This window comes from Gordonia amarae NBRC 15530 (assembly GCF_000241345.1).
Classification (GTDB): domain Bacteria; phylum Actinomycetota; class Actinomycetes; order Mycobacteriales; family Mycobacteriaceae; genus Gordonia; species Gordonia amarae.
Map to the genome: position 1 here is coordinate 87,161 of NZ_BAED01000054.1, position 15,874 is coordinate 103,034.

At 67.9% G+C, this 15,874-nt stretch carries 10 protein-coding genes; 6 read left to right on the forward strand and 4 right to left on the reverse strand.

The features are described 5' to 3' along the window. The first annotated feature begins 62 nt into the window (after positions 1-62). A complete protein-coding gene (locus GOAMR_RS15540) occupies positions 63-485 on the forward strand; it encodes a pyridoxamine 5'-phosphate oxidase family protein (RefSeq protein WP_005189796.1) in 423 nt (140 codons plus the stop codon). A gap of 6 nt (positions 486-491) precedes the next feature. Here GOAMR_RS15540 and GOAMR_RS15545 read toward each other — a convergent pair whose 3' ends face one another. Continuing rightward, entirely contained in the window at positions 492-1,277 is a 786-nt protein-coding gene (locus GOAMR_RS15545; RefSeq protein WP_005189798.1) for a DNA-formamidopyrimidine glycosylase family protein, read from the reverse strand. A gap of 152 nt (positions 1,278-1,429) precedes the next feature. Further along, positions 1,430-6,166, reverse strand: a complete 4,737-nt coding sequence (locus GOAMR_RS15550; RefSeq protein WP_005189801.1) for an ATP-dependent helicase — start codon at positions 6,164-6,166, stop codon at positions 1,430-1,432. Between the two features lie 218 nt (positions 6,167-6,384). Between GOAMR_RS15550 and GOAMR_RS15555 the strand changes: the two genes are divergently transcribed. The 5 genes from GOAMR_RS15555 (at position 6,385) to GOAMR_RS15575 (ending at position 11,710) form a co-directional block, all read left to right on the forward strand. Further along, a complete protein-coding gene (locus tag GOAMR_RS15555; RefSeq protein ID WP_005189804.1) occupies positions 6,385-6,612 on the forward strand; it encodes a CbtB domain-containing protein in 228 nt (75 codons plus the stop codon). A gap of 26 nt (positions 6,613-6,638) precedes the next feature. After that, a complete protein-coding gene (locus tag GOAMR_RS15560) occupies positions 6,639-7,463 on the forward strand; it encodes a CbtA family protein (protein WP_005189807.1) in 825 nt (274 codons plus the stop codon). Between the two features lie 144 nt (positions 7,464-7,607). After that, complete coding sequence (locus tag GOAMR_RS23725) at positions 7,608-9,581, forward strand: neocarzinostatin apoprotein domain-containing protein (RefSeq protein WP_005189809.1); 1,974 nt, start codon at positions 7,608-7,610, stop codon at positions 9,579-9,581. 121 nt (positions 9,582-9,702) lie between these two features. Continuing rightward, positions 9,703-10,956 carry an acyl-CoA dehydrogenase family protein gene (locus GOAMR_RS15570; RefSeq protein WP_005189812.1) on the forward strand — a complete coding sequence of 418 codons (1,254 nt, stop codon included), beginning with the start codon at positions 9,703-9,705 and terminating at the stop codon, positions 10,954-10,956. 61 nt (positions 10,957-11,017) lie between these two features. Then, positions 11,018-11,710, forward strand: a complete 693-nt coding sequence (locus GOAMR_RS15575) for a vitamin K epoxide reductase family protein (RefSeq protein ID WP_005189817.1) — start codon at positions 11,018-11,020, stop codon at positions 11,708-11,710. Between the two features lie 157 nt (positions 11,711-11,867). Here the strand turns inward: GOAMR_RS15575 and GOAMR_RS15580 are convergent, their stop codons facing one another. Both GOAMR_RS15580 and GOAMR_RS15585 read right to left on the reverse strand, forming a co-directional pair. Next, on the reverse strand, positions 11,868-13,607 hold the full coding sequence (locus tag GOAMR_RS15580; RefSeq protein WP_005189821.1) for an MFS transporter: 1,740 nt from the start codon (positions 13,605-13,607) through the stop codon (positions 11,868-11,870). A 221-nt stretch (positions 13,608-13,828) separates the two neighbouring features. Continuing rightward, positions 13,829-15,874: xanthine dehydrogenase family protein molybdopterin-binding subunit (locus GOAMR_RS15585; protein ID WP_005189823.1), on the reverse strand; the 2,046-nt coding region annotated here is incomplete at its 5' end.

The following is a 15,874-nucleotide window of genomic DNA, read 5'->3' on the forward strand; positions in this document are numbered from 1 at the left end:
CAGGATTCTTCGGGTGCCTGCTCTCACGGATTGTCGAGCGGCACGACGAAGGAGGCCACACGATGACAGGTGAACCGATCACAGTGCTCAGTGACGACGAGTGCTGGGAGCTTCTGCGGTCACAGTCTCTCGGCCGCATCGGACTGAGCGTCGGTGACGACCCCGACATCTTCCCGCTGAACTACGTCGTCAACGGCGACAAGGTGGTGTTCCGCACCGGCGAGGGCACCAAGCTCTTTGAGCTGGCCGTCAACGGCAAGGTCGCGTTCGAGGTCGATGACTACGACGCCGCCGGGGGCTGGAGCGTCATCGTGAAGGGTACCGCGGAGCGTCTGGTCAATATGGGCGAGATCAACGCCGCCGACGAACTGCCGCTCAAACCGTGGGTGGCCAGCATGAAGTACAACTACGTGGCGATCACCGTCACCGCCATCAGCGGACGGCGCTTCGTGTTCGGGCCCGAGCCGCAGCGGTATCCCGTCTGATCGCTGTCAGCTCTGGCACGCCGGGCAAAAGTAGATCGACCGGTCCTGGCCCGGCGGGCCGAGCGTCGCACGCACGATGAGGGTGTGGCACCGGCGGCACGGCTGCCGGTGCCGGCCGTACACCCACAGGCGCGCGTGGGGTGCGGTATTGCCCGTGGTGACCCGGACCTTACGGTCCTTGTTGGCCCACAGCAGGCGCCGGGCCAGGTCCACCACCGTTGCCACATCGACGTCGGCGACCGGGGTTTCGGGGTGGACGCCGCGCAGAAAGCAGATCTCGCTGCGGTATTCGTTGCCGACACCGGCCATCAGCCGCTGATCGAGAAGGGCTTCGCCGATCGTCGTTCCGGGGTGGGCGGTGATTCGTGTGGTTGCTTTGGCCGGATCCCAGTCGTCGCCGAGGAGGTCCGGTCCGAGATAGGCAAGCGCCGCGTCGGGATCGGCGAGGAGGTCGACGACACCGAGGTCGAAGCCGACCGCCTCATGTGTGCTGGTGCGCAACACAATTCGGGCTTTGTGGGCGGGTTTGCGCCAGCGGGTGCCGACCGGGTGGACGTGCCATTCGCCTTCCATTTTCAGGTGCGTGTGGATACTGACGGCCGATTGTGTTGCGGTGCCTGCGATATTGATGAGCAGGTGTTTGCCGCGGGACCGGACCGATGTCACGGTGCGGCCGGCGAGGTCGCTTGTTGCGAGCCCGGGGGTGCGGAACTGGCTGTGCTGCAGCACTTTTCCTTCCAGTATACGGCGCAGATCGGCCGCGGTCCGGTAGACGGTGTCACCCTCGGGCATCGGGGTTCTTCCGCGCCGGAGTCAGGTTGTCGTCTCGCCGGACCCTTCGAGACCCTTGCTCCTTCGTCGCTTCGGCCTCAGGGATCAAGAAGTGTGGTCGCGCCCGACGCATGAGTGCGGAGGTACGGCTGATGGCGATGGGTGGTCGCGGCTTACGCATGCGCGCCGTACCTGAGGCGGATGCCGCGGGGGGTGGTGGCGAAACCGGCCTCGACCAGGGTCTGCCCAAACGGGGTGCGCAGGGATGGGGTGCCGTCGATGTGGTCGACGGTCAGGCGTTCGACGCGGCCCGAACGGACCGTCGCGGCCAACGCATCGGCCGCGGCGCGCAGTGTCGCGTCGTCGTCGGTGAACGTCAGGACCGTCTTGCCGCCGCGTTCGACGAACACCACCGGAGCGCCGTCGACAAGCACCACCAGGGCGCCGGGTTTGCGGCCGGGGCGATGACCCTCGGTGGACGGCCAGTCCAGGGCCGCGCCATACGGATTGGCGGGGTCGGAGGCGGCGAGCACCAAGGCTTCGGGAGCTTTCCTGTTCCGGCCGTCGTCGGCGTGGGCGCGCAGGTCGTCGACGGTGGCCGGATGAGCGAACTGGGCGCCGCCGAGGCCGTCGACGTAGTAGCCGCGGCGCACCTGGCCGTTGTCCTCGAAGACGTGCAGCGCCTTGTAGATCCGCGCGAACCCGCCGTCGACACCCTCGGTCATGACGCTGCCCTTGGTGACCACGCCGTACCGGGTGAGCAGCAGGTCGCACAGCGCCTGGGTGAGTACCGTGTTGTCGGCCGCGGTGGCCGTGTGGTGGCGGCCCGGCAGATACCAGCGGCCTGCCGCTGTCGGACTCATTGGACGTGAGAGTGACTGTTCGCCAAGGTATCTCGTCGACAGGCGGGCGGCCCGGAGCCGGGGGGCGCGGCCCCGGCCGCGGTGCGCGGGCGTCGCGGACCGCTGAGCGGCGGAGCGTCGCGGGGACAGCAGCGCCCGCACCGGCGCGAACGAATCGTTGCTGACCTCACCGGCCCACACCAGATCCCACAGTGCTGTCTCGATGTCATCGTCAGGGGTGTCGATAGTCTCGGTGAGCTGCCCGAAGCGCAGCGCACCGCCCGGGGCGAGGATCTCGCGGAGCCGGTCGTGCAGAGCGGTGGTGTCGATGTCGGTGGGGGCGGCGAGTGTGGCGGGGGCGAGATCGGCGGGGTGCAGGCTGATCAGGCCGTCGGCGCCGCCGATCCGGCCGTGCCCGGCCCACACCACCTCCCCGGACGACAGCAGTTCATCGAGCATCGCGGGGGAGTAGTCGGTGACCCTGGCGGGCAGGATCAGCGACTCCCATGCCGAGGCCGGCAGCGGATATCCGGCAAGTTGGTCGATGACCGATGCCACACCGTCGACGCCGCGCAGCCGGTCCGTGCCCGTCACATGCTGCCAGTCGGTGAGGAACCTCGCGAAGGTGCCGGTGGAGACGGGGGCGACGTCGGCGCGGATCGCGGCCAGGGATTCGCGGCGGATCTGGGCGAGGACGTCGGCGTGGCACCACTGAGTACCACCCGCTGGTTGAGGTGCGAGCTTGCGAGCCTCGAAACCTGGTGAGAGAACAGTGTTGTCTTGTGGGGTTTCGAGGCTCGTCGCTTGCGCTCCTCGCACCTCAACCGGCGGAGGGGGTGCGGGGAGGAAGTCGCCTTCGATGATCTTGCGGTCGCGGGCGAGGCGGTCGAGGGTGCCGGCGACGACGGCGACGGCCATGCCGAGGTGGTCGGCGGCTTCGGCGGTGGTGAACGGGCCGTGGGTGCGGGCGTAGCGGTGCACCAGGTCGCCCACCGGGTCGGGCAGGGGTTCGAGGAAGGCGGCCGGAACCCCCAGTGGCGCGGGGACTCCCAGGGCGTCACGGAGGCGGGCGGTGTCCTCGACGGCGGCCAGCAGGGGCCGACCGCGGTGCGTGACCGAGACGAGTGGGCCGGAGCGTGTGAGCTCATCGAGGAGCGGTGCGAGAGGTGCCTCGCCGACGTACCGTTCGGCGATCTGGTCGGCGGTCAGCGGGCCGAGCCAGCGCAGCAGGTCCACCACGTCGTCGGCGTCGCGGGCGGCGCGTTCGGGGGCGGTGCGCTGCAACCTGGCCACCACCGACGCGATCACCGCCGGGTCGAGCAGTTCGCGCAGATCGACCCGGCCGAGGAGTTGCGCCAGCAGGCTGGTGTCCAACGACAGTGCGGCGGCGCGTCTTTCGGCGAGCGGCGCGTCGTCGTTGTACATGAACGCGCCGACATACCCGAACAGCATCGCCGCCGCGAACGGGGACGGCGAGGGGGTCTCGACCTCCACTATCCGCACTTTGCGGGTGCTGATGCGGGTGAGCAGGTCGGTCAGCGCGGGCAGGTCGTACACGTCCTGCAGACACTCGCGGACAGCCTCCAGAACGATCGGGAAGTCGGGGAACTGTGATGCGACGGAGAGTAATTGGGCGCTGCGCTGACGCTGCTGCCACAGCGGTGCCCGGCGTCCGGGGTCGCGGCGCGGCAGTAGCAGTGCGCGCGCGGCGCATTCGCGGAATCGAGAGGCGAACATCGACGAGTCGGCCAGTGCGTCGGTGACGAGTTGCTCGATGTCGTCGGCGGCGATCACGAACACTGCCGCACCGGGCGGCTCGTCGTCGGTGTCGGGGAGGCGCACGATGATGCCGTCGTCCGATGCGGTGGTGGCACCTTCCAGGCCGATGGTGGCCTGCAGTCGTGCGGAGATGGCGCTCGCCCACGCCGCGTGGACCCGTAATCCGTACGGGGAGTGCAGAATCACCCGCCAGTCGCCGAGCTCGTCACGGAATCGCTCCACCACCAGGGTTTTGTCGGTGGGCAGGTGCCCCGTCGCGCCCTGCTGCTCAGCTACGAGGGCGGCGAGGTTCTCGCGGGCGAAGTCGGTGAGACCGAGGGTCGCGGCCTGCGTCGACAGCCGGTCGGGGTCGGCGATCGTCCCGGTGAATCTGCCTATCGCCGCGCCCAATTCGGCCGGGCGGCCCACCGAGTCGCCGATCCAGAACGGCAGCCGGCCCGGCTGTCCGAACGCCGGTGACACCAGGACCCGATCATGGGTGATCTCCTCGATCCGCCAGCTCGACGCGCCGAGGGCGAACACATCGCCGACGCGGGACTCGTACACCATCTCCTCGTCGAGCTCGCCGACGCGGGCACTGGTCTCACCGATCATGAACACCCCGAACAGGCCGCGGTCGGGGATGGTGCCGCCGGAGGTGACGGCCAGGCGTTGCGCCCCGCGCCGCCCGGTCAGGGTGCCCGCCATCCGGTCCCAGGTGACCCGCGGCCGCAGTTCGGCGAACTCGTCGGACGGGTACCGGCCGGAGACCAGGTCGAGGACCGCGTCGAACACCGAACGATGCAGGTCTCGGTACGGTGCCGCCCGCCGGACGACATCGAACCAGTGGTCGACGTTCAGTTCTGCCACCGAGGCCGCCGCGATCGTGTGCTGGGCGAGCACATCCAGGGGGTTCTGCGGGATGCGTAGCGATTCGATCTCGCCGCCGAGCATCCGGGAGACGGTGACCGTGCAGTGCAGCAGGTCGGTGCGGTGTTTGGGATACAGCACGCCCTGACTGATCTCACCCACCTGATGCCCGGCCCGGCCGATGCGCTGCAGACCCGCCGCCACCGATGGCGGCGCCTCCACCTGGATCACCAGATCGACCGCCCCCATGTCGATCCCGAGTTCGAGGGAGCTGGTGGCGACCACACAGCGCAGCCGGCCCGCCTTCAGGTCGTCCTCGATCTGGGCGCGCTGATCCTTGCTCACCGAACCGTGGTGGGCCCGGGCCAGCACGGGCAGCGAACCCGCGCTGCTGCCCGACCCCATGACGTGGGCCGAGGAGCCGCCGGCCACTCCCGGATTCGGGGAGCGCGGGGTCAGTGTCCCGTCCCCCGACAGCCGGCGTTCGTGGATCTCGTTGAGCCGGGCGGTGAGCCGTTCGGCCAGGCGCCGCGAGTTGGTGAACACGATGGTCGAGCGATTGCGTTCGACGGCGTCGACGATGGAGGTCTCGATGTGCGGCCACAGCGACCCGGCGGCGGGGGAGAACGGGTCATCGAGTTCGTCGGCGTCCTCGGGCGGCGGGATGGCCGTCATATCCGGCACCGGCACGTCGACGCGCAGGTCGAACGTCTTGGCCGCCGGTGGTTTGACGATGCGGCATTCGGCGCCGCCGCCGAGGAATCCGGCCACCGCCTCGGGTGGGCGGACCGTCGCCGACAGCCCGATGCGCTGTGCGGGCCGTTCCAGCAGTTCATCGAGCCGTTCGAGCGACAGCACCAGGTGGCTGCCGCGTTTGGTGGTGGCCACCGCGTGCACCTCGTCGACGATCACCGTGTGCACCTGCCGCAGCGTCTCCCGCGCGGCCGAGGTGAGCATCAGGTACAGCGACTCGGGGGTGGTGATGAGGATGTCCGGGGGCGTCTTGACCAGGGACCGGCGCATCGCCGGGTCGGTGTCACCGGACCGCACGCCGACGGTGATGCCGGGTTCGGGCACGCCGAGTTCCTGCGCGGCGCGGGTGATGCCGGTGAGTGGGGCCCGCAGGTTGCGCTCGACGTCGACGCCGAGCGCCTTGAGCGGAGAGATGTAGAGGACGCGGGTGCCCGGCGGTCGATCGGCCTTATCGTTGCCGGTGCGCGCGGTCTCTGTGGTTGCGGTGTCACGGGCGAGTCGGTCGAGCGCCCACAGGAACGCCGACAGCGTCTTACCCGAGCCGGTGGGGGCGATGACCAGGGTGTTGTGGCCGTCGGCGATGGCCGACCAGGCCCCGGTCTGTGCGGCGGTGGGGGCGGTGAACGCGCCGGTGAACCACCGCCGGGTGGGGGCGGAGAAACGGTTCAGCACGGAGGCGGTGGCCACACAGCCATCATGTCGCATGGATACGACACACCGGGCGGAGCCGCGAAGGTATAGAGTCAGCAAAAGCCAGTACACGGGGAACCCGGTGCAAGTCCGGGACGGTCGCGCCACTGTGAACCATACCGCCGCCACCAGCGGCGGAATGGCAGTCAGAGCACCGTGACCGGCTGTAGGACACGTGCTCACTGGGACGCACGATCCCGGAAAGGACTTCTATCGTGACTTCGTCAACCTCGGCCGCCCCCACCAAGGCACGGGCACTGGCCGTTCCCGATGTCTCCGCGGCCAGCACCGCGTTGTGGCTCACCCTCACGGTGATGATCGCGGCCCTCGCGTACTACTTCCTCGGATACGACCAGGGCGCGGTATCGGTGTTCGGTTCGGACACCCACATCCACGAGTTCATCCACGACTCCCGCCACTTCCTCGGCTTCCCCTGCCACTGACGCACCGAGCCTGAGGACAACTGGACATGGAAAAGAAGTTCATCGGCGCCGGCCTGCTGTCAGGTCTGGTCGCCGGAATTGTCGCGTACATTTTCGCCCGGATCTTCATCGAACCCCAGGTGGCCAAGGCCATCGACTATGAGGACGGACGCGGTGCCGCGCAGGAGGCACTGGCCGGCGAACACGGTGCTCACGAGCACGAGGTGTTCACCCGCTCGGTTCAGGAGAACATCGGCGCGGCCACCGGCACGCTGGTCTTCGCGCTGTGCATGGGCGCGTTCTTCGCGGTCGCGTTCACGGTGCTGTGGTCGTACATCGGTCGCCGCTACCCGGCCACCGACCCGCGGGCCGTGGCCGGTGCGCTCGGCGCGATCGGCTTCGTCGCGGTCTTCGGAGTGCCGTTCTTCGTCTACCCGGGCAACCCGCCCGCCGTCGGTGACGACAACACGATAGGTGACCGCAGCAGCGCCTTCCTGACCATCACCCTGGTGTCGGTGATCGCGGCGGTGGCCGCCGTCGTGCTCGCCCTGTGGCTGCGGCCCAAGATCGGCGGTCTCGTCGCCGGTGCCGCCGCGGTGGTGCCGTACGTCATCGTCGTCGCGATCGCCGCGGCACTGCTGCCGGAGTTCCACGAGGTGCCCGAGGCGCTGAAGAACGACCAGGGCCAGATCGTGTTCCCCGGATTCCCCGGCGCTGTGATCGGCGACTTCCGGGTCTACGCGATCAGCAACCAGGTGATCCTGTGGACGGTGCTGTCGGTGGTCTTCGCCCTCATCATCTGGAAGCTGGAGAAGCCACGGGCGGTCGTCGCGGCGGCTGCCGGCTCCGAGCCGGTCGGCGCTACCGACTGATCGGACCCGCTCAACGCGTCGATGGTGGCCCGGATCGTCTGGATCCGGGCCACCATCGCCGTTTTGCGGACGTGAGACCTGCGACATTCGGCCAACTCAGCTAGGTTCGCGTGAGTTGGTAAGGCTATCGTTACTCCGGTGTCTATGGCGGTCGACGGATCCACGCAGGTGACCAGAGCGGGACAATCCGCGGTGTCGGGTCGATCCCGATGGTGGTTCGCCGCGCTCCTGGTGACCCTGCTGCTGACCGCCTCGTCCGGTTTCCTGGCCACCGGAAGTGCCGTTGCCGCGCCCGCCCCCGCGGGTCCGGCGGGCACTGGCAGCCTCGGCGACCTCGCCGGTGGTGTCACCATCGGTGACTTCACGATCGATCCCCATCCCGACCAGGAAACCCGGGTCGCGCTGAGCTCGGCCACTCCGGCTGTGGGGGAGACGATCACGGTCACCGGTTCCGGATTCACCGCGGATCAGCGCCTCACGATCGCGCAGACCCTGGCCCGTCCCGTCACCGGCTTCCCGATCGTCACCGCCCGGGCGCGCACCCTGACCACCGACGGTTCGGGCACCTTCACCACCACCCTCACCGTCGACCGGCGCGTCGCCGGCACCGACTGCACCGCCGCCGTCTGCTACATCGCGACGTTCGTGGCACTGCCGCAGGGCGTCGCCAACCGCAGCCAGGACAACTGGACCCCGATCAGGGTCGGCGGTAAGCCTGCGCGGGAACCTGAGACGACGCCGGCAGGACCGAATACCGGAACACCGGGCACCCCGGAGCAGAGTGGCCAGGCAGATCAGACCGGCCTGGCCGCAACCCCCACCCCGGGCAAGACCCCGAAACCACAGACTCCGCGGCCGCAGACCCCGAAGCCGCAGACGGGCAATCGGGCGGGCGGTCCGGCGGTCAGCCTGTCCAAGACCACCGGACTCAATCCCAACGGTGACGAGATCACCGTCTCGGGCACCGGATTCTCCGGCGACGGCGCGGGGGTCTACGTCGGCATCGCCCAGGACGACCAGTTCTCGACCACCGATGCGAGCGTGTACGGGCCCGGCACCGTGTTCGTGCGGAGCTCCCAGATCTCCGGCGGCAGCTGGTCGACGCGGCTGAAGGTGTCGGCCACGTTCGCCTCGGCCGACTGTCAGAAGCGCACTTGCTCGGTGTATACCCTTGCCGCGCATGGCAGTTCCGATCGGTCGCAGGACACCAGGACGCCCGTGAGCTTCACGAGCGCCCGGGTCACCAAGCCCGCACAGTCGGCCCGCGGACGCAACGGCGCCAAGCCCGGCCAGAAGGACGGCACCCCGGCGGTGTCGGTGTCGCAGGCCTCCGGCCTCGACCCGCGCGGATCCAAGGTCACCATCTCCGGGACGGGTTTCTCCGGTGAGGGAGCCGGCGTCTACGTCGGGCTGGTGCAGGACAGCCTGTTCTCGACCACCGACGCCTCGGGCTGGGGCGCCGTCGCGTTCGTCACGCCGGTCATGATGTCCGGCGGTGCCTGGTCGACGACCCTGACCCTGAAAGCCGACTACGGCAAAGGCAACTGCCTACGCAACCCGTGCTCGATCTACACCATCGCCGCCCACGGCAGTTCCGACCGGTCGCAGGACACCTCGACCCCGGTCAGCTTCGACGACGGCTCGGCGCAGGCGAAGATCGCGCTGGGAACGGCGACACTCCAACGCGGCGGTGCGGGTCGGATCGGCGTGTCCGGTGCCAAGCCCGGTGACCGCTTCGTCACCACGATCACCGGTCCCCGTGAGGTCGCGGCGAAGCCGGTCATCGCCGACAGCAAGGGCACGGCCGTGATCATGTTCGTGCTCGGTGACGACCAGCCCACGGGCAAGTACACGGCGACGGTGACCGACGAACGGACCTCGTACACCACCGAACTGACCTTCACGGTGGCCAAGGCCGCGGCTGAGGTGTCGACGGAGTCGGCCGCACCGACCCCGGAAGCCCAGCGGCAGGCCCGGTCCTCCGGCAAGGGCGGCGACTCCGGTGACGACGGCTGGGTACCGTGGGCCATTGCGGCGGGCGCCGTCGCGGGTGTTGCGGTGCTCGGCGGCGGCGCGTACGCGGCCCGGCGTTCCGGCCGCACACCCCCGGCCGCCTGACCGGCGAGCGTCACCCCGGATTTACCTGGGTCATGCTGTTACAGACACCCGGTGTCCGATGCCTACGGGCGCACCTGCACAATGAAACACGTTCCAGTGTTGTCGTGAAGGGGAGTGGCCCGTGTACGAGTGGTCTGCCGACGATCTGATGGTCCGGGACGCGCTGCGCGCGTTCATCGACAAGGAGATCCGTCCGAACTCCGACGAACTCGAGTCCGGTCAGCTCCCGCCGTACGACATCCTGCGCAAGCTGCTGTCCACGTTCGGAGTCGATCAGATGGCCGAGGCGGCGCTCGCCAAGGAATTGGCGGCCGAGGAGGCCCGCGCAGCCGGCGACACCGCCGGATCGGAGTCCGAGGGCGGCGCGTCGGCCGGTTCCGGCGGCATGAGCCAGTCGACGTTCATCATGCTCAACTGCGAACTGTCGTCCGTGAGCCTGGGCCTGGTCACTTCGCTCGGTGTGTCGATGGGACTGACCGTGAGCACCATCCGCAGCCGCGGCACCCTCGCGCAGAAGAAGCGCTGGCTGCCCGGACTCGTGTCGATGGGCAAGGTGGGTGCGTGGGCCATCACCGAACCCGACTCGGGCTCCGACGCACTCGGCGGCATGAAGACGACGGTCCGCCGCGACGGCGACGGCTACATCCTCAACGGGCAGAAGACGTTCATCACCAACGGCCCCTACGCCGACACCGCCGTGGTGTTCGCCAAGCTCGACGACGGTTCGGGCACACCCCCGCGCGAACGCAAGGTGCTCACCTTCGTCCTGGAGAAGGGGATGCCCGGATTCACGCAGGGTGCACCGTTCAAGAAGATGGGCATCATGAGCTCGCCGACCGGTGAGTTCTTCTTCGACAATGTGCGGCTGACCCGCGACAATCTGCTCGGTGAGACCGAGGATCTCGGCAAGGACTCCCGCGGCGGCGAGGGCGCGAAGGCCGGGTTCACCGCCGAACGGATCGGCATCGCGTCGATGGCGCTCGGCGTCATCCAGGAGGCTCTGCGGTTGTCGGTGGACTACGCCAACACCCGCACCCTGTGGGGTAAGGAGATCGGGCAGTTCCAGCTCATCCAGCTCAAGCTGGCCGAGATGGAGGTGGCCCGGATCAACGTGCAGAACATGCTGTTCAACGCGATCGAACGCACCAAGGCCGGCAAGCCGCTGTCGCTGGCCGAGGCGTCGGCGATGAAGTTGTACTCCTCGCGCGCGGCCACCGATGTGGCGATGGAGGCGGTGCAGTTGTTCGGCGGCAACGGCTACATGGCCGAGTACCGGGTCGAACAGCTCGCCCGCGACGCCAAGTCGCTGATGATCTACGCGGGCAGCAACGAGATCCAGGTCACACACGTTGCGAAAGGACTGCTCGCTCGCTGAATACCGGCCTGGGACGTCCGGCCCTGCGGCCGATCGACGGCACGCGGATAGACTGGCCGGCATGACCGATGTCGCAGACTCGTCCATGGTGGACGAGACCGAACCCGATTCCCACGCCACGGTAGGCGATTGGCCCGGACTGGACCTGGCCGCGCTGCGTGCGCAGGCGGAGGCGTCGTGGACCCGCATTGTGGCGTGGGTGCTGACCATCGGCGGTGCCATCGGCCTGGTGGCCGCATCCGACCTGAGCGTCGAGAAGGTCGAGATGCTCAAGGACCCCACCTATAGTCCGTCCTGTAACTTCAACTCGTTGTTCAGCTGCGGGTCCGTGATGCAGACCACACAGGCGTCGGTGTTCGGTCCCCCGAACCCGTTCATCGGGATCGCCGGGTTCGCGGTGTTCGTCACCGTCGGAGTGGGGCTGCTGGCCGGTGCGCGATTCGCCCCGTGGTTCTGGGCAGGCCTGCAGGTCGGTGCCACCTTCGCCATGGTCTTCGTGCACTGGCTGATCTTCCAGAGCCTGTACGAGATCGGCAAACTGTGCCCGTGGTGCATGGTGGTGTGGTCGGTAACCATCCCGACGTTCCTGTTCGTGACCGTGCGCAACCTGCACGCCTTCGGCCTGGTCGAACGTTCCCGCGCCGTCGGTTTCGTGGCCCGCAACCACGGACTGGTCCTCATGGTGTGGGTGCTGACCATCGTCGCGCTGATCGTCATCAGATTCTGGGACGAATACTTCTCCACCCTGTACTGAGCGCCACCCTGTACTGATCGGGGGCCGGGCAGTCCCGGGAGCAACTCGACGAAGAAACAGATCGACAAGAACACCGGCAGGTCACCTGAAATCGGGTGACCTGCCGGTGTTCGTCGTTGTCGTCGTATTGTTGTCGTCGTCGTGACGCGGGGTGGGATCAGTCGTTGCCGTTGCCGGCCGTTCCGCGCGTGACCTCGATGGTCTCGACCAGCTGATCGCGCGTGCCGGTGAACAGCGAGGCGGCGGCACCGATCACACAGCACACGATGGCGAAGGTGAAGGTGGTCGACAAGCCGTCGGCGAACGGATCGCTGATCAGGTGCGGGAAGAAGTCAAGGCCGGTCAGGGTGTCCTGGTTGGCCTGCGGCAGGGTGTGCAGGTGCGAACCGAGCAGTTCCTGCACGGGGTTGTAGCCGAGGAACGCCGCGAACAGCACGGCCACCGCGGGGAGCTGAGCCACCTGCGCGGCCTGGTCGGCGGGCACGCCGTTGGCGATGAGCCCGGCGTTCATCGTCGAGGGCAGGTGCGTGGTCAGACCGGTGATCATCAGGCTGAAGAAGACACCGATCGACAGCACCATCGCCGAGTTCTGGAAGGTCGACATCATTCCCGACCCGGATCCGCGGGCATCGACGGGAAGGCTGTTCATTACCTCGGCGCGGTTCGGCGAGGAGAACAGTCCCATGCCGATGCCGTTGAGCAGCAGCACGACCGCGAAGATCGGATACGAGAAGTTCACCGGCATCGCGATGAGTGCGGCGAAGGTACAGGCCGTGATGACCATGCCGATGGTGGTGAACCACTTGGTCCCCATCCGGTCCGACAGCGCGCCCGAGACCGGCGCGGTCAGCAGGAAGCCGATGGTCATCGGGATCATGTAGATCGCCGACCACAGCGGGGTCTGTTCGAAGTTGTAGCCGTGCTGCGGCAGCCAGATTCCCTGCAGCCAGATGATGAGGATGAACTGCAGTCCGCCGCGCCCGATGGAACTCATCAGACTGGCGATGTTGCCGAAGGTGAACGACCGGTTGGCAAACAGCGACAGGTTGAACAGGGGGCTGGGCACCCGGACCTCGATGGCGGCGAAAAGCCCCAGCACCAGAAGGCCACCGATCAGGCAGGACAACACCATCGGGCTGCTCCAGCCCATGCTGTGCGAGCCGTACGGCTGAATGCCGTAGGTGATGCCGACCAGCACTGCGACCAGACCCACGGCGAAGGTCACATTGCCCCACCAGTCCATCTTGGCGCGCTTGCGGATACCCGTGTCGCGGAGCTTCAGGTACGCCCACACGGTCCCGACGATGCCGAACGGCACCGACACCAGGAACACCAGGTGCCAGTGGATCGGAGCCAGCACGCCACCGACGAGCAGGCCGAGGAAGGACCCCGCGATGGCGGCGACGCCGTTGATACCCAGCGCCAATCCGCGCTGGTTGGCGGGGAAGGCGTCGGTGAGGATCGCCGACGAATTGGCCATCAGGAACGCGCCGCCGACACCCTGCACGATGCGCCAGAAGATAAGCCAGACCGCGGCCTCGGCGCCGTCGAACCAGGTGATCGCCAGGAACACCGACGACACGGTGAAGATCGCGAAGCCCATGTTGTACATGCGGGCGCGGCCGAACATATCGCCGAGCCGGCCGAAACTGACCACCAGGACGGCGGTCACCATGAGGAATCCCATCATCATCCACAGCAGGTACCCGGTGTTCTGCGGCAACAACGGATTGAGGTGGATGCCGCGGAAGATATCGGGCAGCGCGATCAGCACGATCGACGAATTGATTGTGGCGATCAACACACCCAAGGTGGTGTTGGACAACGCGATCCATTTGTATTGCGGACCGTGGTCGGTCACCTGCGGGGCAGGCGCGGTCTGGGTATCGAGGGTCATCGCGGTTCCTTGCTCGCAGCAGCGCTGCGACATCACGACGGCATGCGTCGAGAGGGTAGAGTGCCGGGCCGGAAGTCGCCGGCGGCCGGATGTTCTTTGATCTCTCGCGGTGCCGAACGACGAGGTCCACGGAATTCGTGAGTTCTGACAACAAACGACATTAGTGATGGATCGCGCGGTTAATCGAACGGTAAAGCGACCTGGACGCCACCCGGCAAGGGCTATGCGATGCCCTGGGCGAGACGCCAGATACGGTCCCGCGACATCGGCGTCTCGCACGGCCGGACACCGATGGCCCGCCGGATTGCATTCGCCATCGCCGGAGCGACCGGATTGAACGGGGACTCGCTCATGGACTTGGCACCGTACGGTCCGAGGTCGTCGGAGGTGTCGGCGAAATACACCTCGGTGTCGGGAATGTCGGCCATCTGCGGCATCCGGTACGTGCGGAACACGGGGGTCAGCACTCCACCGGCGCCGTCGAGCATGATCTCCTCATACAGCGCGCTGCCGATCGCCTGCGCCACCCCGCCCTCGACCTGGCCCAGGCACTGCTGCGGATTCATCACGGTGCCGGCGTCGGCGGCGTGCACGGACTGCAGGACGATCACGCGGCCGGTGTCGGTGTCGACGGCCACCCGGAAGGCCTGCACATTGAAGGCGATCGACCGGAAATCGCCCGACTCCTGCCCGGACGCGGTGATCGTGTCACCGGCCCGGAACTGCTCGTCGGCACCGGCGACCAGGTCGGCGAACGACAGTCGTCCCTCGCCGACGGTCATGCCGTCGGCGTCGAGGGTGATGGTCGACGGGTCGGACCCGGTGAGCTGGGCCGCGGTCTCGGTGAGGATTTCGTACAGCCGGATACAGGCGAAATACAGTGCCTTGCCCGCGACGGTGGTGCCGGCCGACGCGAAGGCGCCGGTGTCGTAGACGGCGCCGTCGGTGTCACCGTTGGTGAGCACGATGCGGTCGAGGCGGGTGTTCAGGGTGGAGGCGGCGATCTGGGTGTGCACGGTGGTGGTGCCGTTGCCGAACTCCGCTGTGCCCACACCGATCCGGTAGGTCCCGGTGGCGTCGACGGATGCGGTGACGGTCGAGAGATGACCGCGCGGAGCCATGGTGGCGATGGTGGCCACCGCCATGCCCTCACCGACTCGCCACGACGGACCCTCCGGCGCGGTGACGCCGTTGCCACGTGCCAGCGCTTCCTGGGCCATGTCCAGGCATTGGTCGAGACCGTAACTGCCCCACACCAGATCGTGTTCGGGTTCCGGCTCGGCCACCAGCAGCGGATCACCGTCGGAGACGGCGTTGCGGCGGCGGAACTCGAACGGGTCGATGCCGAGTTTCAGCGCCAGCTCGTCCATGGCGCTCTCGATCGCGAAGATCACCTGCCCGAGACCGTAGCCGCGGAACGCGCCCGACGGCGGATTGTTGGTGTACACGACCTCGGCGTCGATGCGTTTGACCGGGCAGGTGTACACCGACACCGACTCCGCGCACGAATGGAACATGACGCCGATCGCGTGATTGCCGTAGGCACCGGTGTCCGAGAGCACGTCCACCTTCATCGCGGTGAGGGTGCCGTCGGCGTCGGCGCCCAGCTCGACCGTCACCCGGAACGGATGCCGCCAGGTGGTGCGGGTCATCTCGTCGGTGCGGCTCATCTCGTACGCACAAGGCAGCCCGGTCCGCAGAACCGCAAGCGCGAGAAGGTCTTCGGTGAGCAGTTCCTGTTTGCCGCCGAACCCGCCGCCGACGCGGGCACTGAACACCCGGATCTTCTCTTTCGGGAGCTCGAACAGCAGCGCGAGCTCGTCGCGGACCAGGAACGGCACCTGGGTGCTGGTGCGGATGATCAGCCGGCCGTCGTCGTCGAGCCAGCCGATGCCGCCGTGGGTTTCCAACTGGCCGTGGGTGACCCGCGCGGTGTTCCACGTGCCCGACACCGTGGTGTGCGAGGCGGCGAGCGCGATGTCGGGATCGCCGCCGAAACCCCCATGGAAGGAGGCGATCACATTGCGGTGCGACTCGGCCACCCGGTCGTCGGGGGTGCGGTCGGGGTGGATGAGCGGTGCGCCGGGGGTGCGGGCTGCTTCCGGATCGAATACCGCGGGCAGGGGCGCGTAGGTCACGTCGATGGCGCGGCAGGCGGCCTCGGCGATTGCCGCGGTGGTGGCGACGACGGCGGCCACGCGCTGGCCGATGAACCGTACTATCGGGTCGAAGATGAGGGTGTCGTCCGGGTCGTCCGTGCGGAACTC

What these genes read in the sequence shown, in the direction of transcription:
- GOAMR_RS15540 (WP_005189796.1), top strand. Translation starts at nt 63, where the DNA reads ATGACAGGTGAACCGATCACAGTGCTCAGTGACGACGAGTGCTGGGAG.
- GOAMR_RS15545 (WP_005189798.1), bottom strand. Translation starts at nt 1,277, where the DNA reads ATGCCCGAGGGTGACACCGTCTACCGGACCGCGGCCGATCTGCGCCGT.
- GOAMR_RS15560 (WP_005189807.1), top strand. Translation starts at nt 6,639, where the DNA reads ATGGAAAAGAAGTTCATCGGCGCCGGCCTGCTGTCAGGTCTGGTCGCC.
- GOAMR_RS23725 (WP_005189809.1), top strand. Translation starts at nt 7,608, where the DNA reads ATGGCGGTCGACGGATCCACGCAGGTGACCAGAGCGGGACAATCCGCG.
- GOAMR_RS15575 (WP_005189817.1), top strand. Translation starts at nt 11,018, where the DNA reads ATGACCGATGTCGCAGACTCGTCCATGGTGGACGAGACCGAACCCGAT.
- GOAMR_RS15580 (WP_005189821.1), bottom strand. Translation starts at nt 13,607, where the DNA reads ATGACCCTCGATACCCAGACCGCGCCTGCCCCGCAGGTGACCGACCAC.